Annotated in this window: 16 protein-coding genes and 2 tRNA genes; 4 read left to right on the plus strand and 14 right to left on the minus strand. The window is 64.1% G+C overall.

Annotated features, from left to right (window positions below):
* The first annotated feature begins 204 nt into the window (after window positions 1-204).
* Window positions 205-280, plus strand: a tRNA-Val gene (locus tag AC1DR6_RS19095).
* Window positions 281-417: 137 nt separating this feature from the next.
* Here the strand turns inward: AC1DR6_RS19095 and lon are convergent.
* The 5 genes from lon to AC1DR6_RS19120 form a co-directional block, all read right to left on the minus strand.
* Window positions 418-2,844 (minus strand): endopeptidase La, encoded by a 2,427-nt coding sequence (lon, locus tag AC1DR6_RS19100; RefSeq protein WP_476830848.1) that lies wholly within the window; start codon window positions 2,842-2,844, stop codon window positions 418-420.
* Between the two features lie 321 nt (window positions 2,845-3,165).
* A complete protein-coding gene (clpX, locus tag AC1DR6_RS19105; RefSeq protein ID WP_476830849.1) occupies window positions 3,166-4,434 on the minus strand; it encodes an ATP-dependent Clp protease ATP-binding subunit ClpX in 1,269 nt (422 codons plus the stop codon).
* A gap of 271 nt (window positions 4,435-4,705) precedes the next feature.
* Window positions 4,706-5,332: an ATP-dependent Clp protease proteolytic subunit gene (locus AC1DR6_RS19110; protein ID WP_476830850.1), complete on the minus strand. Its 627-nt coding sequence runs from the start codon at window positions 5,330-5,332 to the stop codon at window positions 4,706-4,708.
* Between the two features lie 182 nt (window positions 5,333-5,514).
* Complete coding sequence (tig, locus tag AC1DR6_RS19115; RefSeq protein WP_476830851.1) at window positions 5,515-6,963, minus strand: trigger factor; 1,449 nt, start codon at window positions 6,961-6,963, stop codon at window positions 5,515-5,517.
* A 195-nt stretch (window positions 6,964-7,158) separates the two neighbouring features.
* Window positions 7,159-7,243, minus strand: a tRNA-Leu gene (locus AC1DR6_RS19120).
* Window positions 7,244-7,431: 188 nt separating this feature from the next.
* On the opposite strand from AC1DR6_RS19120, the gene AC1DR6_RS19125 reads away from it, so the two are divergent.
* Both AC1DR6_RS19125 and AC1DR6_RS19130 read left to right on the plus strand, forming a co-directional pair.
* Complete coding sequence (locus AC1DR6_RS19125; protein WP_476830852.1) at window positions 7,432-8,853, plus strand: multicopper oxidase family protein; 1,422 nt, start codon at window positions 7,432-7,434, stop codon at window positions 8,851-8,853.
* Complete coding sequence (locus AC1DR6_RS19130) at window positions 8,850-9,245, plus strand: DoxX family protein (RefSeq protein ID WP_476830853.1); 396 nt, start codon at window positions 8,850-8,852, stop codon at window positions 9,243-9,245. Before AC1DR6_RS19125 ends, AC1DR6_RS19130 begins: the two co-directional genes overlap by 4 nt.
* A 47-nt stretch (window positions 9,246-9,292) precedes the next feature.
* On the opposite strand, the gene AC1DR6_RS19135 is transcribed toward AC1DR6_RS19130, so the two are convergent.
* From AC1DR6_RS19135 to AC1DR6_RS19150, 4 genes are all read right to left on the minus strand, one after another.
* Complete coding sequence (locus tag AC1DR6_RS19135) at window positions 9,293-9,823, minus strand: gluconokinase (RefSeq protein WP_476830854.1); 531 nt, start codon at window positions 9,821-9,823, stop codon at window positions 9,293-9,295.
* 3 nt (window positions 9,824-9,826) lie between these two features.
* Entirely contained in the window at window positions 9,827-10,882 is a 1,056-nt protein-coding gene (gene gnd, locus AC1DR6_RS19140) for a phosphogluconate dehydrogenase (NAD(+)-dependent, decarboxylating) (RefSeq protein WP_476830855.1), read from the minus strand.
* A gap of 90 nt (window positions 10,883-10,972) precedes the next feature.
* Entirely contained in the window at window positions 10,973-11,269 is a 297-nt protein-coding gene (locus AC1DR6_RS19145) for a hypothetical protein (RefSeq protein WP_476830856.1), read from the minus strand.
* Window positions 11,270-11,272: 3 nt separating this feature from the next.
* Window positions 11,273-12,283, minus strand: coding sequence for a 1-aminocyclopropane-1-carboxylate deaminase (locus tag AC1DR6_RS19150; RefSeq protein WP_476830857.1), 1,011 nt, complete (start codon window positions 12,281-12,283; stop codon window positions 11,273-11,275).
* A 169-nt stretch (window positions 12,284-12,452) separates the two neighbouring features.
* Here AC1DR6_RS19150 and AC1DR6_RS19155 point away from each other — a divergent pair, with 169 nt between their 5' ends.
* Window positions 12,453-12,905 (plus strand): Lrp/AsnC family transcriptional regulator, encoded by a 453-nt coding sequence (locus AC1DR6_RS19155; protein ID WP_476830858.1) that lies wholly within the window; start codon window positions 12,453-12,455, stop codon window positions 12,903-12,905.
* A gap of 145 nt (window positions 12,906-13,050) precedes the next feature.
* Here AC1DR6_RS19155 and urtE read toward each other — a convergent pair whose 3' ends face one another.
* The 5 genes from urtE to urtA form a co-directional block, all read right to left on the minus strand.
* Entirely contained in the window at window positions 13,051-13,746 is a 696-nt protein-coding gene (gene urtE, locus AC1DR6_RS19160) for an urea ABC transporter ATP-binding subunit UrtE (protein ID WP_476830859.1), read from the minus strand.
* 139 nt (window positions 13,747-13,885) lie between these two features.
* Window positions 13,886-14,650, minus strand: coding sequence for an urea ABC transporter ATP-binding protein UrtD (gene urtD, locus AC1DR6_RS19165; RefSeq protein WP_476830860.1), 765 nt, complete (start codon window positions 14,648-14,650; stop codon window positions 13,886-13,888).
* Between the two features lie 4 nt (window positions 14,651-14,654).
* Window positions 14,655-15,767, minus strand: a complete 1,113-nt coding sequence (gene urtC, locus AC1DR6_RS19170; RefSeq protein WP_476830927.1) for an urea ABC transporter permease subunit UrtC — start codon at window positions 15,765-15,767, stop codon at window positions 14,655-14,657.
* A 23-nt stretch (window positions 15,768-15,790) separates the two neighbouring features.
* Window positions 15,791-17,392, minus strand: coding sequence for an urea ABC transporter permease subunit UrtB (gene urtB, locus AC1DR6_RS19175; protein WP_476830861.1), 1,602 nt, complete (start codon window positions 17,390-17,392; stop codon window positions 15,791-15,793).
* A 220-nt stretch (window positions 17,393-17,612) separates the two neighbouring features.
* Window positions 17,613-18,866 carry an urea ABC transporter substrate-binding protein gene (urtA, locus tag AC1DR6_RS19180; RefSeq protein WP_476830928.1) on the minus strand — a complete coding sequence of 418 codons (1,254 nt, stop codon included), beginning with the start codon at window positions 18,864-18,866 and terminating at the stop codon, window positions 17,613-17,615.
* Between the last annotated feature and the right edge of the window lie 419 nt (window positions 18,867-19,285).

The raw sequence follows: 19,285 nt of genomic DNA on the forward strand, positions 1-19,285 counted from the left end.
CTGCGCCGCGGCTTGTTGAACGCCACAAACGAACAGCGCGCTCATCCAACGAAGATACGAGAGGACGCAAGGCGGATGACGGCTCATCGCCTCACCCTGCCGAGGAAGATGGCGAAAATCCGCCGATGTCGTTCCAGGCGCGGCCGACAGACGCGGGAGCAAGACTTGCGATGCCTGCCTCGAAGCCTTAAACGCCTCCGCAGAGGGCGGTTAGCTCAGTTGGTAGAGCGCCTCGTTTACACCGAGGATGTCGGCGGTTCGAGCCCGTCACTGCCCACCACCTCCTATCAGGACCAGCCGGATTAAAGAGCCGACGAGCCCCATTGGCGGCCCGTGTCATGCGCTCCCCGGCCGATAACAGACAAAAGAGCCGGCGCTTTCGCGCCGGCTCTGTATTGGTCGGAAACGGGACAACGCTCAGTGAGCGACAAGGCCCGCTGAGTCCTCTTCCGCGCTCTTGGGCGGCGCGGCCTTCAGATCCTCTTCCCAGACGATCGGAACCGGTTGGCGGGTCAGCGCATGCTGGAGAACCTGCTCCATTCGCGAAACCGGGACGATCTCCAGCCCGTCACGAACCGACTTCGGCAGATCGACCAGATCCTTGGCGTTCTCCTCCGGGATCAGCACCTTCTTGATGCCACCCCGTAGCGCCGCCAGAAGCTTCTCCTTCAGCCCGCCGATCGGCAGCACCCTCCCCCGCAGCGTAACCTCGCCGGTCATGGCGACGTCACGGTTGGTCGGGATGCCGGTCATGGTCGAGACGATCGCCGTCGCCATGCCGATACCCGCAGAGGGGCCGTCCTTCGGAGTCGCGCCCTCGGGAACGTGGACGTGGATGTCGCGCCTGTCGAACAGCGGAGGCTCGATGCCAAAATCGACGGCGCGCGAGCGGACATAAGAGGCCGCCGCCGAAATCGATTCCTTCATCACGTCCTTGAGGTTGCCGGTGACGGTCATGCGGCCCTTGCCGGGCACCATGACGCCCTCGATCGTCAGCAACTCGCCGCCGACCTCGGTCCAGGCCAGCCCGGTGACAACACCGACCTGATCCTCCGTCTCCGCCATGCCGTGGCGATAGCGCGGCGGGCCGAGATACTCTTCGAGCAGAGTCTCGTCGACAACGACCTTTTCCCTCTTGCCGAGCACGATATCCTTCACGCCCTTGCGGACCGTGTTGGAAATCTCGCGCTCCAGGTTACGCACGCCCGCTTCGCGGGTGTAGCGCTGCACCAGCATCTGCAAGGCGTCGTCGGTGACGGACCATTCCTCACCGTTCAGCCCGTGCTTCTTGATCGCGTTCTGGATCAGATGCTTGCGCGCAATCTCGACCTTCTCTTCCTCGGTGTAGCCGGCGATGCGGATCACCTCCATCCGGTCCATGAGAGCCGGCGGGATGTTGAGCGTGTTCGCCGTCGTCACGAACATCACGTTCGACAGGTCATAGTCGACCTCGAGGTAATGGTCGTTGAAGGTCGAGTTCTGCTCTGGGTCGAGCACCTCGAGCAGGGCCGCCGAAGGATCGCCGCGGAAGTCCTGTCCCATCTTGTCGATCTCGTCGAGCAGGATGAGCGGGTTGGAGGTCTTGGCCTTCTTCATCGACTGAATGATCTTGCCGGGCATCGAGCCGATATAGGTGCGGCGGTGACCGCGAATCTCGGCCTCGTCACGCACGCCGCCAAGCGAAACGCGCACGAATTCGCGTCCGGTCGCCTTGGCGATCGACTTGCCGAGCGAGGTCTTGCCGACACCCGGAGGGCCAACGAGGCACAGGATCGGGCCAGCGAGCTTGTTGGCGCGCTGCTGCACGGCGAGATATTCGACGATGCGGTCCTTGACCTTGTCGAGACCGAAATGGTCGTCATCGAGCACGAGCTGTGCCGCGTTAAGGTCCTTCTTGATCTTCGACTTCTTGCCCCACGGGATACCGAGCATCCAGTCGAGATAGTTGCGGACCACGGTCGCCTCGGCCGACATCGGGGACATCTGGCGCAGCTTCTTCAGCTCCGCCACCGCCTTGTCACGGGCCTCCTTCGTCAGCTTGGTGCGGGCGATTTTCTCTTCCAGCTCGGCCAGCTCGTCGCGGCCTTCCTCGCCGTCGCCCAACTCCTTCTGGATCGCCTTCATCTGCTCGTTGAGGTAATATTCGCGCTGCGTCTTCTCCATCTGGCGCTTGACGCGCGAGCGGATGCGCTTCTCGACCTGAAGCACCGACATCTCGCTTTCCATCAGCGAGAGCACCTTCTCCAGGCGCTGCGAAACGCTGGTGATCTCCAGCACGGCCTGCCGGTCTGCGATCTTGACCGCGAGATGCGAGGCGACAGTATCGGCGAGCTTGGTCGGCTCGTCGATCTGCGTCACAGCCGCGACGATCTCGCCGGAGATCTTCTTGTTGAGCTTTACATAGCTCTCGAACTCGGCAACGACCGAGCGGGCCAGAGCCTCTACCTCGACCTTCTTGCCCTCTTCCTCGTCGAGACCGGTGGCCTCGGCCTCGTAAAAGGACTCGGCCGCGGAATAGGCCGACGCCTTGGCGCGGCCGACACCCTCGACCAGAACCTTGACGGTCGAATCGGGCAGCTTCAGCAGCTGCAGGACACGGGCGAGCGTGCCGATCTCGTAGATCTCGTTAGGCTGCGGGTCATCGTCGCCGGCGTTCTTCTGAGTCGCCAGCAGGATAAGCCCGTCCGTCTTCACCACCTCCTCGAGCGCGCGGATGGACTTCTCGCGGCCGACGAAGAGCGGGACGATCATATGGGGGAATACGACGATATCGCGCAGAGGCAGAACCGGATACGTGCCGGTCTCGCCAGAGACGAATGGAGCGCGTGGCGTCGAGCCAGTCATGGCAGTTCCTTTGCAGTTGCGTCCGGCGGACCCCCGAGATGGGCGATACGATCGAACGTTGCGGCCGGGGCGACCATTCGCTCCTCCGCCCTTGCGCACCGCACCCTCGACAGGCATGCGACTCTCGCAAGTGCACCTAAAGTGGAGACTTCCTCGCCGGCTTTCAAGCAAGGCATCCGGCTCATGCACCGCTGCATTGCGTCACGGTAAGGGCCGAGCAAATACCGGGGCTTGCGGAAGCTGCTCAACCGGCGAGTACGCCTTGAACGCAGAACGCGCGCCATCGGCGCGCGTTCTGTCCTGGTAAGCCAGAGTGCCAAATCACGCCGAAGCCGACTTGGTCTCCTCCTCGCGTTCCGAATAGATGAAGAGCGGACGTGCCTTGTGCTCCACTGCTTCCGGCCCGATGACGACCTGCTCGACGCCTTCCAGCCCGGGCAGCTCGTACATGGTCTCGAGCAGGATGCCCTCCATGATCGAGCGCAGACCACGCGCGCCGGTCTTTCGATCGATCGCCTTGCGGGCGATCAGGCTGACCGCCTCCTCGGTGAAGGTGAGCTGCGTATCTTCCATCTCGAACAGGCGCTGATACTGCTTGACCAATGCGTTCTTGGGCTCGGTCAGGATGGTCTTCAGCGCGGGCTCGTCGAGATCCTCCAGCGTCGCCAAAACCGGCAGACGGCCGACGAATTCCGGAATCAGGCCGAACTTCAGCAGATCCTCGGGCTCGACCTCACGGAAGATTGCGCCCGTACGGCGCTCGTCCGGCGCCTGCACCGAAGCGCCGAAGCCGATCGAGGTGCCCTTGCCGCGGCTCGAAATGATCTTGTCGAGGCCCGCGAAGGCGCCACCGCAGATGAACAGGATGTTCGTCGTGTCCACCTGCAGGAACTCCTGCTGCGGATGCTTGCGGCCACCCTGCGGCGGCACGGAGGCGACGGTGCCTTCCATGATCTTGAGCAACGCCTGCTGGACGCCCTCGCCCGACACGTCGCGGGTGATCGAGGGGTTGTCGGACTTGCGGCTGATCTTGTCGATCTCGTCGATATAGACGATACCGCGCTGGGCCCGCTCGACATTGTAGTCGGATGCCTGAAGCAGCTTGAGGATGATGTTCTCGACATCCTCGCCGACATAACCGGCCTCGGTCAGGGTCGTCGCATCCGCCATGGTGAAGGGAACGTCGAGGATGCGGGCGAGAGTCTGCGCGAGCAGCGTCTTGCCCGAGCCGGTCGGTCCGATCAGCAGGATGTTCGACTTCGCCAGCTCGACGTCGTTGTTCTTCGTCGCGTGGCTCAGGCGCTTGTAGTGGTTGTGCACCGCCACGGAGAGCACCTTCTTGGCGTGCTCCTGGCCGATGACGTAGTCGTCGAGAACCTTGCGGATCTCCTTGGGAGTCGGCACGCCGTCCTTCGACTTCACCAGCGCGGACTTCGATTCCTCGCGGATGATGTCCATGCACAGCTCGACGCATTCATCGCAGATGAACACGGTCGGGCCCGCGATGAGCTTGCGGACTTCATGTTGGCTCTTGCCGCAGAAAGAGCAGTACAGCGTGCTCTTCGAGTCGCCGCCGGGCTTGCTGGCCATTGTCCATCTCCAGTTCGGGAAGACCGGACCCCATCAGCCGAAGCGGATGCGACCGTCGTCTCGCCGTCATAAATAAGCGCTCAGATCACGATGATTGGGTTAACGACCCGTTCCGCTACATCCGGATACGCTGGGCCGGTTCAACCCGGATCATAATGGAGCGCCTGTCCGCGCATCCCCGACCCCATGCAAACACGGGGCCGATCCTCTGACAATATGGTCTCTGCACCGGGCCACGCCAACCCACTGCAAAGAGACCACGCGTCGCACCTCAGACAGCCGGCTCGTCGGCGCGCTTTTCGATGACCTTGTCGATCAGGCCGAAATCGCGCGCCTGCTCGGCGGTCATGAAGTTATCCCGCTCCAGCGCCGCCTCGATCTCGGCATAGCTGCGGCCGGTGTGGTGAACATAGATCTCGTTCAGCCGGCGCTTCAGGCTCTCGACTTCCTTGGCGTGGATCAGGATATCGGTGACCTGACCCTGGAAGCCGCCCGAAGGCTGATGGACCATGATCCGTGCGTTGGGCAGCGCGAAGCGCATGTCCTTGGCGCCGGCGGTCAGGAGCAGCGAGCCCATCGAAGCGGCCTGGCCGACGCAAAGCGTCGTCACCGGGCAGCGAATGAACTGCATCGTATCGTAGATCGACATGCCCGAGGTGACCACGCCACCCGGCGAATTGATGTAGAAGGAGATTTCCTTCTTGGGGTTCTCGGCTTCGAGAAACAGCAGCTGCGCCACGATCAGCGAGGCCGAGTAGTCCTCGACCGGACCCGTCAGGAAGATGATGCGCTCGCGCAGCAGGCGCGAATAAATGTCGAAGGCCCGCTCGCCGCGGCTCGACTGCTCGACCACCATCGGGACGAGATTGTTGTAGGTCTCGATTGGATCGCGAAGCATGGATCAATCCTTGATGGGAGCCCCGCTCGGCGGCGGCTTTATCGAATCGGCGGTGTTCTGGAAGACACACCACATAAGCACGCCGAACGTGGCTGAAAAGGGAAGCGCCGCCGGTCCCGGGGCCGGCGGCGCGAATGCTGTCGTTAAGGTTGCCGGAAGCTCCGGATCGACTCAGGCTCGCCTCAGGCCGACGCGTCCTCGGCCTTGTCCTCGGCGTCGGTCTTGCCCTCGGACTTCTTGACCTTCTTGGCAGGCGCCTTCTTCGGCTTGGCCTCGGCAGTCTCCTCGCCATCCTCGTCGGCGTAGAGCGCGTCGCGCGAAACCGTCTGGTCCTCGACCTTCACCTGACCCAGCAAATGGTCCACGACCTTCTCCTCGAAGATCGGGGCGCGGATTTCGGCGAGAGCCTGCGGGTTCTTGCGATAGAACTCCCAGACTTCCTTTTCCTGGCCCGGGAACTGGCGTGCGCGCTCGATCAGAGCCTGGGTGACCTCGTCGTCCGAGATCTGCACCTTGGCCTGCTCGCCAATCTCGGCCAGCACCAGACCGAGGCGAACGCGTCGCTCCGCGATCTTGCGGTAGTCGGCGCGGGCGGCGTCCTCGGTGGTGTCCTCATCGGCGAAGGTCTTGCTGGCCTGCTTCATATCGGCCTCGACCTGGCTCCAGACGCTGTTGAACTCCTGGTCGACCAGCGTCGGCGGCAGGTCGAAGGAGTACTTGCCGTCGAGAGCGTCCAGCAGGCCCTTCTTGAGCTTGCGGCGCGACTGCGCAACGAAGTCGCGACCGATCTGCTCGCGGACCGCTTCCTTCAGCTTGTCGAGCGATTCCATGCCGAAGCCCTTGGCAAGCTCGTCGTCGATCTTGACGGCCTCGGGGGCCTGCACATCGGTCACGGTCACCTCGAACTCGGCCGGCTTGCCGGCGAGGTTCTCGGACGCGTAGTTTTCAGGGAACGTCACCTTGACGGTGCGCGTCTCACCGGTCGAGGCGCCCTCGAGCTGCTCCTCGAAGCCGGGAATGAACTGCCCCGCGCCAAGATCGAGCGGGATGCTGTCGCCCGTTCCGCCATCGAATTTCTCGCCGTCGAGCGTCCCGACGAAGGAGATGATCAGGCGATCACCCTTCTCGGCGATGGCCTTCTCGCCCTTCGTGGCGAAGCTGCGGTTGCCGGCGGCCATGCGCTCCAGCGCGGCGTCGACCTCGGCGTCAGGCACCTCGGCGACTGGCTTCACCAGCGACACGTCCGAGATGTCGGCGAGTTCGATCTTCGGCAGAACCTCGAGGGCGACCGTGAAGGCGAGATCGCCCTTGGCCTCCATCGCCGCCTCGATCTCGTCTTTGTTCTCGGGGAAGCGGATCTGCGGCTCGAAAGCGAGCTTCAGGCCATGATCCGCGACGATCTTCTGGTTCGCCTCGTTGACGGCGTTCTGGAGCACATCGGACATAACCGAACGGCCATAAAGACGACGCAGATGCGCGACAGGCACCTTGCCCGGACGGAAACCGTTGATCTTGGCCTTGCCCTGGAGATCCTGGAGGCTGCCATCGAGCCTGGTCTTCAGGTCGGCGGCGTTCAGCACAACCTGGAATTCGCGCTTGAGGCCCTGCGAGAGGGTTTCTGTCACGTTCATTTCTTATACCGCCAACAGCTCGTTTACGTCTCGATGTCCAAAGCGCGACGCCGGTCGTTGAGACCGCCACCGCGCTCGCGAAAATTCTCGTACCGGACCTAAAAAGTGAACACCACTTTTCGGGAGATCCGATGCAGCAATACCTCTAAGGACCGCCGTTGTCGCACCCGGCCGGGTGCGCGTCGATCCTGCCGATGGTGCGGGCGGAGGGACTCGAACCCCCACGACTTTCGCCGCTGGTACCTAAAACCAGTGCGTCTACCAATTCCGCCACGCCCGCCGGCCGATGATGTTTGCGCGCGATCGAACGCAGCGCGGCCATCTTCAAGCCGCGGTGCTATACGCATTTCGCCCGGCGCTTGCAGCAAAAAAATGACGGTTCTGTAAAACGGCCCCGCCCTGCCAGTCCTCTTGCCAGAGCGTCTTCGCCTCTCGCCAGAGCGCTGCCGCCGCTTTATGCCGGGCTTCATGAGCAGCAGCCCACCCGCTTCGTCCGGCATCCGCCGTCGCGATCTGATTGCCGGCATTGGCGGGGCGAGCCTCGTCTCCGCCCTGCCCGCCCGTGCGCAGCAGCCTGCGCCGTCCGATGCGCCGAAGCCCCGTACGCTGACGGCCCAGCCGGCCAAGCTGCGCCTGCGTCCCGCGCCAGCGGCGGAAACGGAACTCTGGGCCTTCGACGGCGAGACACCGGGTCCGACGCTGCGAATCAGGCAGGGCGACACGCTGCGGCTCAAGCTGGAAAACAAGACGACGGCGCCGCTTTCGCTGCACTGGCAGGGCGTGCGCGGCGAGGCGGCGCAGGATGGTGTGGGCGGCTTCAGCCAGGCCCCCGTCGCGCCGGGCGAAAGCGCCGAATACCGGCTGACACCGCCTGATCCCGGCACGATCCTCTATCGACCGCTTAGCCTCGGCAACTCCTCGGAACCCAACGGCCGTGGCCTGAGCGGGCTCCTGATCGTCGAAGAGCGCGAGCCGCCCGCCGTGGATCTCGATCTGCCGGTCGTGATCCGCGACTGGCTGCTCGGCGAGGACCAGGCGATCCAGCCCTTCACCCTGTCCAGCACCGCGTCAGCCGCCGCCGGGCGGCTGGGCAGCTGGCTCACCGTCAACGGCAAGTCGCCGCCGCATTCGCTGAAGCTCGCACCGGGATCGCGCGTCAGGCTGCGGCTCGCCAACGCCTGCAACGCCCGGATCATGCGGCTGCGATTCGACGGCGCCAAGGTTTCGGTGATCGCCGTCGACAGCCAACCCACCGAACCCTTCGAGCCCGTTCATGCGCAGCTGCCCTTCGCGCCAGGCACACGTTACGACGTGATCGTCGATCTGCCCGACGCCACCGGGGCCTCGCTCGGCATCACGGCGCTCGTCGGTCCGGGCCTGCCGCTGCTGCGGATCGTGACGGAGGGAACAGCCAGAATGCCGCGCAGCGAGGGCGCGATCCTGAAGCCCAACCCCGCTCTGCCCGCTGCCGTGCGGATGCAGGATGCGCTGCGTCCCGAATTCGTGATCGAAGGCGGCGGCAAGCCGACACCGGAGCGCACGATCGACTTTGCCGGCATCGATCTGGCGCGACCCTGGCGCGTCAATGGCGGCACCGGCTCGAAGGACGCCAAGCCGCTGTTCAGCGTCAGGCGCGGCGCGCCTGTCGTGATGGCGATCGACAACCGGACCGCCTTCGTCCAGCCGCTGCACGTGCATGGCCATGCCGTGCGTCTGCTTCACCCGCTCGACGATGGCTGGGAGAACTATTTTCTCGACACGGTTCAGATTCCGGACGGCAAGAAGCTGCACATCGCCTTCCTCGCCGACAATCCCGGCCGCTGGCTGATCTCCTCAACGGTGCTGGAGCGATTCGACCTCGGCCTGTGGAGCTGGTTCGAGGTCACATGACCGCACGCACCCTCCTGCGCGGGCTGCTGGTCGCGTTCTATGCGGCGGCCGGGCTGCTGCATCTCGGCGCTCCCGATGGCTTTTTGCCGATCGTGCCGGACTGGGTACCGTTTCCGCGCGAGGTCGTCATCATCACCGGATTGGCCGAAATCGCCGGCGCGGTGGGCTTGCTGATCCCGCGACTGCGCAAGGCGGCAGGGATCGGTCTCGCGCTTTATGCCCTGTGCGTCTTCCCGGCCAACATCAAGCACGCCTTCGACGGCATCGCCGTAACCGGCCTGCCGTCGAGTTGGTGGTATCACGGTCCGCGGCTGGCATTTCAGCCCGTGCTGATCTGGTGCGCGGTATTTGCCTCGGCCGTGATCGACTGGCCGACGCGGCCCAAGCACTAGCCGGCCCAAGTACTAGTCGGCCCAAGCACTAGCCAACCCAAGGAGCGCTAGCCCAGCCCCAGTTGGTCGAGCACCTCCTGCTCGATCACATCCTTGCTGTCCTCGACGGAAACAATCAGCGGACGCTCGTCCGGTCCGGGCTCCTCGAGCGTCGCGAACTGGCTGTTGAGAAGCGCGGGCGGCATGAAGTGATGTTGGCGCGCGGCCATGCGTCGCCCGATCAGTTCCCGCGAGCCCTTGAGATAGACCAGCGCCACATCCGGCCGCTCGCCCACGATGACCTCGCGATAGGCCCGCTTCAGCGCCGAGCAGGTGACGATGCCATGCGCGCCCTTGGCCCGCAGATCGTCGATCCAGGCCGCGATGGCCGCCAGCCATGGCTTGCGGTCGTCGTCGGTCAGCGGCGTGCCGCCGGCCATCTTGGCGACGTTGTCCGGCGGATGGAACGAATCGGCGTCCCGGAACGGCCAGCCGAGCCGTTTGGCCAGCCGCTCGCCCAGCGAGGTCTTGCCCGAGCTTGCGACGCCCATCACGACGACGACTGCGGGTTTGACCCGCTGCAATGCCTCCGGTGCCACCTATCAGCCCTTATGCGGACTGGTGGAGACCGGAACGGAATCCGCCCCGACAGCGACCGGCCCGGCCGGTTGCACAATCCCCGGCTTCGGCTCGACATGGCCGCCGAAGCCGGCGCGCATCGCCGAAAGCACTTTCTCGCCGAAGGTATGGTCGACGCGGGAGCGAAAACGCGCGAACAGCGCCGAGGTGAGAACCTCGGCCGGCGTCGCGGTTTCGACGGCCGCATCCACCGTCCAGCGGCCTTCGCCCGAATCGGAGACGTTGCCGGTATAGGCGGACAGCTCTTCGTCGGCGGCGAGCGCTTCGGCCGTCAGGTCGAGCAGCCAGGATGTCACGACCGAGCCTCGGCGCCAGACCTCCGCGATCTCCGGAACATCGAAATCGAAGCCGTAATCCGGCGGCAGGCCTTCCTTGGCGGAGGCGTTGCGGAGCAGGTCGAAGCCTTCCGCGAAGGCCTGCATCATGCCGTATTCGATGCCGTTATGGACCATTTTGACGAAATGGCCGGCTCCGACCGGGCCGCAATGCAGATAGCCGTCCTCGGCGGTCGCGTTGCGGCCGTCTCGATGCTTGGTCAGCTCGATCTCGCCCTTGCCCGGTGCCAACACCTTGTAGATCGGCTCCAGCCGGTCAAAGGCCGCCTTGTCGCCGCCGATCATCAGGCAGTAGCCGCGCTCCAGCCCATGGACGCCGCCGGAGGTGCCGACATCCATGTAGTGAATGCCCTTGGCTGCCAGTTCCTTGCCGCGGCGGACATCGTCCTTCCAGAAGGCGTTGCCGCCATCGATCAGCGTGTCGCCTTCCGAGACCAGCCCGGCCAGCTCCGTGAGCGTCGCTTCGGTGATCTTGCCGGCCGGCAGCATCACCCAGACCGCGCGCGGCGCCTGAAGCTTGCTCACCAAGTCCTTGAGATCGCTGGCAATAACCGCACCGTCGGCAGCAAGAGCCTGCCCTGGCTTGGGGTCGCGGTCATAGACCACGCATTCATGGCCGGCGCGCATCAGACGGCGCACGATGTTGCCGCCCATCCGGCCGAGGCCGATCACTCCGAGTTGCATCAGGGCATCTCCCGCTCGCGCCGACTAACGGCGCCGGCGGTCTTGACGCTAGGTTCTGCCCCGCCGACGCGCCGGCCGCAAGCGCCACGCTCAAGGGAAGAGCAGGATCGGAGCCTGAGCCTGCTCGGCCGCGAGCAACCGCGCCGTTGCACCGACAGGCAGGGCGCCCTCGTTTCTCCATCGATCGAGAGCTGCCCTCGCCCGTGCCGCATCGGAGAAACCGAGCGCCACGACCGAGGAGGCGTCGAGGCCCGACGCCTCCTCGGTCGCGGCGAAGATCATCCGCGCGGCGCCCAGCAAAGCGAGGGCGGAGAGCCGCTCCCGCACGGCTTCGCGGCCTGCCCTGTCGGCCACCGCGTATTCGAGGAAGAGAATCGCCTCCGTCACGGCTTAGCCGTTACGGAAAGTGTAGCTGTAGCCGTTGATCGCCGGCACCCCGCCGAGATGGGCGTAAAGCACCTTCGAACCCGCCGGGAAGAAGCCTTTCCTCACGAGGTCGATCATGCCCTGCATGGATTTCCCCTCATAGACGGGGTCGGTCATCATGCCTTCGAGCCGGGCGGACATCCGGATCGCCTCGATCGTCTCCTTCGAGGGTACGCCGTAGACCGGATAGGCGTAGTCCTCGTTCAGCACGATGTCGTCGGAGACGATGTCCTTGCCGCCGACGAGGGCCGAGGTCTTCTGCGCGATGTCGAGCACCTGCGCCTTGGTCTGCGCCGGGGTGAAGGACGCGTCGATGCCGATGACGTTGCGCTGGCGCCCGTCCTGCGCGAACCCGACGACCATGCCGGCATGGGTCGAACCGGTGACGGTACAGACGACGATATAGTCGAACTTGAAGCCGAGCTCGGCCTCCTGCGCCCTCACCTCCTCGGCGAAGCCGACATAGCCGAGGCCGCCGAACTTGTGCACGGAGGCGCCGGCGGGAATGGGGTAGGGCTTGCCGCCCTTGGCCTTCACGTCGGCCAGCGCATTTTCCCAGCTCGCGCGGATGCCGATATCGAAGCCCTCGTCGACCAGCTCGACATGCGCGCCCATGACGCGCGACATCAGGATATTGCCGACGCGGTCATAGACGGCGTCATCATGCGGCACCCAGCTCTCCTGCACGAGCCGGCACTTCATGCCGATCTTGGCCGCCGTCGCGGCGACCATGCGGGTGTGATTGGACTGCACGCCGCCGATCGAGACCAGCGTATCCGCGCCCGACGCGATGGCGTCCGGCACGATATATTCGAGCTTGCGCAGCTTGTTGCCCCCGAAGGCCAGACCGGAATTGCAGTCCTCGCGCTTGGCATAAAGCTCGACGCCGCCGCCGAGATGAGCCGACAGACGGGGCAGCTTCTCGATGGGGCTCGGCCCGAAGGTCAGCTTGTAGCGCTCGAATTTATTCAGCATCGGTCTTGCTCGCTCCATTAAACCGATGCGAAACCTAACAAAACAGACGCGGAAGGTGCTTTCGAAATGAACCGGTAATCTGTTCTCATTTCTGCTTGAGATCGGATTTTGTGATCAAGATCGTTGGGGCACACCGACATTTATGGAAGATTCTTTCATGGCATCGGAAATGGACCGCACCGACCTGAAAATCCTGCGTCTGCTTCAGGCGGACGGCCGGATGGGCAACGCCGAAATCGCCAAGCGGGTGAACACCAGCGCCGCGACCTGCCATCGCCGCATCCAGCGTCTTTTCACCGAGGGCTACGTCACCGGAGTGCGGGCGCAGGTCTCTCCAGCGAAGGTAGAAAGAGGCACGCTCGCCATTGTCGGCGTGGTACTCGACCGCTCGACGCCGGAAAGCTTCGGCACTTTCGAGGCGGCCGTGAAGGATCTGCCGGTGGTGCTCGACTGCCATGTCGTCGCCGGCGACTTCGACTATTTCCTGAAAATTCGCGTGCGCGACATGGCGGATTTCAACCGGCTGCACGCCGAAACGCTGCTGGCCTTGCCGGGCGTGCGTCAGACCCGCACCTTCTTCGTGATGAAGGAAGTGGTGGAGAACCGGCCGCTGGTGTTTTGAGGGCTGGCCTAGAGCAGCTGACTCTTAATCAGCGGGTCGAAAGTCTCGTCATTGTGAGGAGCGCAGCGACGAAGCAATCCAGGGGCGGCAGCGCTCGACGTCCCCCTGGATTGCTTCGCTTCGCTCGCAACGATGGATGCGATCTTTACACCTGGATCAATCGCTGCACCTGCGCGCCGTCCAGCTCACTCATCGGCCCCGACAGCACGACTTCGCCGCGATCCATCACAAACATGGTATCGGCAAGCTCGCGGGCGAAATCGAAATACTGCTCGACCAGAACGATCGCCATGTCGCCCTTCTGGCGCAGGTAATCGATCGCCCGGCCGATATCCTTGATGATCGAAGGCTGGATACCCTCGGTCGGCTCGTCCAGCACCAGCAGTTTGGGCCGGGTGACCAGCGCCCGCGCGATGGCGAGTTGCTGCTGCTGGCCACCCGAGAGGTCTCCACCGCGCCGGCCGAGCATCGACTTCAGCACGGGGAAAAGGTCGAACAGTTCGTTCGGTATATGGCGGTCCTTGCGGGCCAATGGCGCAAAGCCGGTTTCGAGGTTTTCCTTCACCGTCAGCAGCGGGAAGACCTCGCGGCCCTGCGGCACGAAGCCGATCCCGGCGCGTGCGCGGTCCTCCGTGCGCAGCGTCGAGATGTCCTGCCCACCGAAGGAAATGCGACCTGCGCTGATCGGTTGCTGGCCGACGATGGCGCGCATCAGTGTCGTCTTGCCGACGCCATTGCGGCCCATCACGCAGGTCACCTTGCCACGCTCCGCCGTGACGGACACGCGGCGCAGAGCCTGCGCCGCGCCGTAGTGAAGATCGATGGCATCGACGGTCAGCATGGGATGCGCTCGATATTTCCGTCATTGCGAGAAGCGCAGCGACGAAGCAATCCAGGGGAACTAAGCGAAGCGTGCCACCCAGTCTTTCTGGATTGCTTCGCTACGCTCGCAATGACGGAGTGGTCGCTGCGCATCACTTTCACCGTCCCAGATACACTTCGACGACGCGCTCATTGGCGCTGACCTGGTCGAGCGGGCCTTCGGCCAGCACCGAGCCCTCGTGCAGCACCGTGACCTTCACACCAAGCTCGCGGATGAAGCCCATGTCGTGCTCGACCACGATGACGGAATGATCCTTCGCGATCTCCTTGAGCAGCACCGCCGTCTGCGCCGTCTCGCCATCGGTCATGCCGGCGGCGGGCTCATCGACGAGCAGGAGCTTGGGGTCCTGCGCCAGCAACATGCCGATTTCGAGCCATTGCTTCTGGCCGTGCGAGAGCGAGCCGGCCAGAAGGTCGCGCTTGTCGGCAAGTTTCACGATGCCGAGAATATCGTCGATGCGCTTCTGCTGGGCCGGCTCGGTTTTCCAGAACAGCGTCCGGCCCACCGTGCGCTTCGACTTCAGAGCGAGCAGGATGTTGTCCTCGATCGTGTGGAAGTCGAAGACGGTCGGTTTCTGGAACTTGCGACCGATCCCGAGATTGGCGATGGCGGCTTCGTCGAGCTTGGTGAGGTCGACATGACCTCCGAACATCACCGTGCCGACATCCGGCTTCGTCTTGCCGGTGATGATGTCCATCATCGTCGTCTTGCCGGCGCCGTTGGGCCCGATGATCGCGCGCATCTCGCCGGGCTCGATGGTCAACGACAGTCCGCGGATGGCCTTGAAGCCGTCGAAGGAGACGCTGACGCCGTCGAGGTAGAGCAGTGACGATGTGAGAGCGCCGGGGTTGGGAGCATTCATAGCCTCACTCCGCCGGGGCCGGCTCGGCGACCGGCCTTTGCTTGGGCTTGCGTCGTCCCGCCCACAGCGCCTCGGCTGTGCCAAGGATGCCCTTGGGCAGGAAAAGCGTCACGACGACGAACAGCCCGCCGAGCGCGAAGAGCCAATACGGCGCCATGAAGCCGGAGGTGAAGACGGTCTTGGCCCAGTTCACCACCACAGCACCCAACGCTGCGCCGACCAGGCTGCCACGACCGCCGACGGCGACCCAGATCACGGTCTCGATTGAATTCGCCGGCGCGAATTCGCTGGGGTTGATGATACCGACCTGCGGCACATAAAGCGCACCCGCCACGCCCGCCATGCAGGCCGAGACGGTGAAGACGAAAAGCTTGAAGCGATCGACGCGGTAGCCGAGAAAGCGCGTGCGCGACTCGGCGTCACGGATCGCGATGACGACCTTGCCGAGCTTCGAGACCACGATGCCTCGCGCGATCAGGAAGCCGGCGGCCAGCATCACGCAGGTCATGGCAAACAGCGCCGCCCTCGTCCCCTGCGTCTGGATGTTGAAGCCGAGGATGTCCTTGAAGTCGGTCAGGCCGTTATTGCCGCCGAACCCCATATCATTGCGGAAAAAGGCCAGCAGCAGCGCGTAGGTCAGCGCCTGCGTGATGATCGAAAGATAGACACCCGTGACGCGCGAGCGGAAGGCAAACCAGCCGAAAACGAAGGCGAGTAGGCCCGGCACCGCCAGCACCATCAGCATCGCGAAGGGGAATGACGAAAACCCGTACCAGTACCAGGGCAGCTCCTGCCAGTTCAGGAAGACCATGAAGTCGGGCAGTAGCGAGTTGCCGTAGACGCCGCGCGTGCCGATCTGGCGCATCAGATACATGCCCATGGCGTAGCCGCCGAGTGCGAAGAAGGCGCCGTGGCCGAGCGAGAGGATGCCACAATAGCCCCAGACCAGATCGAGCGAAATCGCCAGCAGCGCGTASCAGAGATACTTGCCCCACAGCGACATGGTCGAGGTTGAGACATGCAGCGCAGAGCCCGCCGGCAGCAGCAGGTTCGAGAGCGGCACGAGCAGACCAAGCCCGAGGATCAGCGCGAGGAAGACGCCGCCGCGCCGGTCCATCTTCTGCAGGAGGAAGCGGGTGATCATGCTTCCACCGCCCGGCCCTTGAGCGCGAACAGGCCGCGCGGGCGTTTCTGGATGAAGAGAATGATGCAGACGAGCAGCGCGATTTTGCCCAGCACCGCGCCGGCATAGGGTTCGAGCAGCTTGTTGGCGACGCCCAGCGTCATCGCGCCCACCAGCGTGCCCCACAAATTGCCGACGCCGCCGAACACCACGACCATAAAACTGTCGATGATGTAGCTCTGGCCGAGATTGGGGCTGACATTGTCGATCTGCGAGAGCGCCACGCCGGCCAGCCCCGCCACGCCGGAGCCGAGCCCGAAGGTCAGCGCGTCGATGCGCCCGGTGCGGATGCCCATCGCCGAGGCCATGCGCCGGTTCTGGGTGACCGCGCGCATCTGAAGGCCCATCGGGGTCAGCTTCAGGATGGCGAGCAGGGCAGCAAAGACGAGCCCTGAGAAGACGATGATGCCGAGCCGGTTATAGGTGATCGCGAGCCCGCCGAGATCGAAGGTCCCCGACATGAAAGCCGGCGCGCCGACCTCCCGGTTGGTGGGGCCGAAGGCGGTGCGGACCGCCTGCTGCAGGATCAGGCTGATGCCCCAGGTCGCGAGCAGGGTTTCAAGCGGGCGGCCGTAAAGGAAGCGGATCACGCCGCGCTCGATCGCGATGCCGACCGTGCCGGCGACGATGAAGGCGGCGGGCAGCGCGATGGCCAGCGACCACTCGAACAGCCAAGGGGCATGGCTGCGGATGATCTCCTGCACCATGAAGGTGGTGTAGGCGCCGAGCATCACCATCTCGCCATGGGCCATGTTGATGACGCCCATCACGCCGAAGGTGATGGCCAGCCCGATGGCGGCGAGCAGCAGGACGGAGCCGAGCGAGAGCCCGTACCAAAGGTTCTGCGCCATGGCCCAGAGCTTCAGCCGGCCTTCGATCGCGGTGATCGCCTTAGCCTGCGCATCCTTGAGGGCGGGCGTGGCGTCTGCCGGCAGCGCCCGCAGGGTGGCGAGTGCGTCCTGATCGCCGCGCTCGCGCAGGACGTCGATCGCGGCAAGGCGGTCGAGCGGCTGGGCGTCGGGCTTCGAAACTAGAATGGCGGCCTGCGCCTGCCGCAACGCCGCACGGGCGCGAGGGTCGGTTTCCTTGCCGATCGCCGCCTCGACGACCGGCAGAAGGCTCGCATCGCGCGACTTGAAGACGGCCTCGGCCGCGGCAACGCGTTTGTCGACGTCGGGATTGAGCAGGCCCAGGCCGCCGAGAGCTCCCTGAACGGATCGCCTCACGGCGTTGTTGAGGCGCACCGGCTTCACATCGGCCGGCGCGGCGGAAAGCGTGGCGCCGGTCTTCGCATCGATGAAGCTGCCGCTCGCGGTCTTGACCACGACGCCGCTTGGCCCGGCCAACAGCCGGCCGTCGCTCAGCGCCTCGATGACGAGCGCGGCATTGGGATGGGCTGTCTGGATCAGCAATTCGATACCGCGAGCGGTGTCGGAATAGCTGTCGGCCGCGAGTCGCTGGAAGGCCTCGTCCGCCCCTTGCGCGAAGGAGGCGACCGAAGCCGCGACCAGCGCCACGAGAATGACGCCGACGTGCAGGAGACGGTGAAAGATAGGCATCAGGATCGACATCCGCTGGCGGTCATCCCGGGCACCCGAAGGGTGACCCGGGATCCATTCCTGAACCTTTGACGGAAAGGTTCAGGAATGGATCCCGGCTCTGTGCGTCGCTTCGGCCGGGACGACCGCCAGCGCTTGCTTGAGACGGTGGTAGAAACGAGGGACGGCCGGAATTTCTTTCCGTGCCGCCCCTCCCCCTCTTGATCTCAGGCGGCCGCCATCAGGCGCCGCCGCACTTGCCGGTCTTGGTGTTGAAGTTGCCGCACTTCTTCTCGACCCAATCGCCGATCAGGTCCTTGGAGCCGTCGAGCTCCTTCGACCAGGCGTCGCCTGCCACCAGGCCGGGGGTCTTCCAGACCACGTCGAACTGGCCGTTATCCTTGATCTCGCCGATGAAGACCGGCTTGGTGATGTGGTGGTTCGGGAGCATCTTGGAGATGCCGCCGGTCAGGTTCGGAGCCTCGATGCCCGGCAGCGCGTCGATGACCTTGTCGGGATCGGTCGACTTCACCTTCTCGACAGCCTTCACCCACATGGCGAAGCCGATGACATGGGCTTCCATCGGGTCGTTGGTGACCGCCTTGGGGTTCTTCTTGTAGGCCTGCCACTGCTTGATGAAGGCCTCGTTCTCCGGCGTCTTGATCGACTCGAAGTAGTTCCAGGCGGCGAGATGGCCGACGAGCGGCTTGGTATCAATGCCGGCCAGTTCCTCTTCGCCGACGGAGAAGGCCACGACCGGAATGTCGGTCGCCTTGATGCCCTGGTTGCCGAGTTCCTTGTAGAACGGCACATTGGCATCGCCGTTGATGGTCGAGACCACGGCGGTCTTCTTGCCGGCCGAGCCGAATTTCTTGATGTCCGAGACGATCGTCTGCCAGTCCGAATGGCCGAACGGCGTATAGTTGATCATGATGTCTTCGGGCTTCACGCCCTTGGACTTGAGATACGCCTCGAGGATCTTGTTGGTCGTGCGCGGATAGACGTAGTCGGTCCCGGCCAGAACCCAGCGCTCGACCTTTTCATCCTTGGCGAGATAATCGACCGCCGGAATCGCCTGCTGGTTCGGCGCCGCGCCGGTATAGAACACGTTGCGCTCGCTCTCCTCGCCCTCGTACTGGACGGGGTAGAACAGGATGTTGTTCAGCTCCTTGAACACCGGCAGCACCGACTTGCGCGAGACCGAGGTCCAGCAGCCGAAGGTCGCCGCGACCTTGTCCTTGGTGATCAGCTCGCGCGCCTTTTCGGCGAAGAGCGGCCAGTTGGAAGCGGGATCGACCACGACCGCCTCGAGCTTCTTGCCCAGCACGCCGCCCTTCTTGTTCTGCTCTTCGATGAGCATGAGCATGACGTCCTTCAACGTCGTCTCGGAGATCGCCATGGTGCCCGAGAGCGAATGCAGGATGCCGACCTTGATGGTCTCCTGCTGCGCCGCCGCCGGCAGGTAGGACGAACCGATGAAAGCGGCACCCGCCAAAGCGGTACCAAGAAATTCGCGACGGTTGCTGCTCACGGACGACTCCCGAACATTCTGTTATGCGGCCGCCAAGAGTGGCACCGTTAGGCCCCACCGGCCCGGAACGCTCTTGGCAAGGCGCGTGCCAACTCGCCTGAACGATTAAGAGTTCACGCAACCCTCTGCTGCCGGCCGCCGCGTGAAGGAATTTCCTGCCGACGAGACGGATCGCGACGCAAGATCGAACCGAAACGCCAAGTTTGCCTATTTTGTAAGCGGACAGGACGCCCATCGTTTGTGCAGCACGGCACCGTTCATCAAATGAGCCGGCAAACACGCCAGACCATCCCCTCCGACCCGCGCATTTTTTAGCATTTACGAGCCGGGGAGAATCGCCATAGCCTCCATCTCGTCGGTAACAACTGAAAGGAGGTGATCCA

This window comes from Allobosea sp. P5_A5 (assembly GCF_056400625.1).

Coding starts and splice junctions, on each gene's coding strand:
- tig (WP_476830851.1), bottom strand. CDS start 6,963: ATGAACGTGACAGAAACCCTCTCGCAGGGCCTCAAGCGCGAATTCCAG.
- AC1DR6_RS19125 (WP_476830852.1), top strand. CDS start 7,432: ATGAGCAGCAGCCCACCCGCTTCGTCCGGCATCCGCCGTCGCGATCTG.
- urtD (WP_476830860.1), bottom strand. CDS start 14,650: ATGAATGCTCCCAACCCCGGCGCTCTCACATCGTCACTGCTCTACCTC.
- urtB (WP_476830861.1), bottom strand. CDS start 17,392: ATGCCTATCTTTCACCGTCTCCTGCACGTCGGCGTCATTCTCGTGGCG.
- AC1DR6_RS19150 (WP_476830857.1), bottom strand. CDS start 12,283: ATGCTGAATAAATTCGAGCGCTACAAGCTGACCTTCGGGCCGAGCCCC.
- AC1DR6_RS19110 (WP_476830850.1), bottom strand. CDS start 5,332: ATGCTTCGCGATCCAATCGAGACCTACAACAATCTCGTCCCGATGGTG.
- AC1DR6_RS19130 (WP_476830853.1), top strand. CDS start 8,850: ATGACCGCACGCACCCTCCTGCGCGGGCTGCTGGTCGCGTTCTATGCG.
- urtE (WP_476830859.1), bottom strand. CDS start 13,746: ATGCTGACCGTCGATGCCATCGATCTTCACTACGGCGCGGCGCAGGCT.
- clpX (WP_476830849.1), bottom strand. CDS start 4,434: ATGGCCAGCAAGCCCGGCGGCGACTCGAAGAGCACGCTGTACTGCTCT.
- AC1DR6_RS19155 (WP_476830858.1), top strand. CDS start 12,453: ATGGACCGCACCGACCTGAAAATCCTGCGTCTGCTTCAGGCGGACGGC.
- gnd (WP_476830855.1), bottom strand. CDS start 10,882: ATGCAACTCGGAGTGATCGGCCTCGGCCGGATGGGCGGCAACATCGTG.
- lon (WP_476830848.1), bottom strand. CDS start 2,844: ATGACTGGCTCGACGCCACGCGCTCCATTCGTCTCTGGCGAGACCGGC.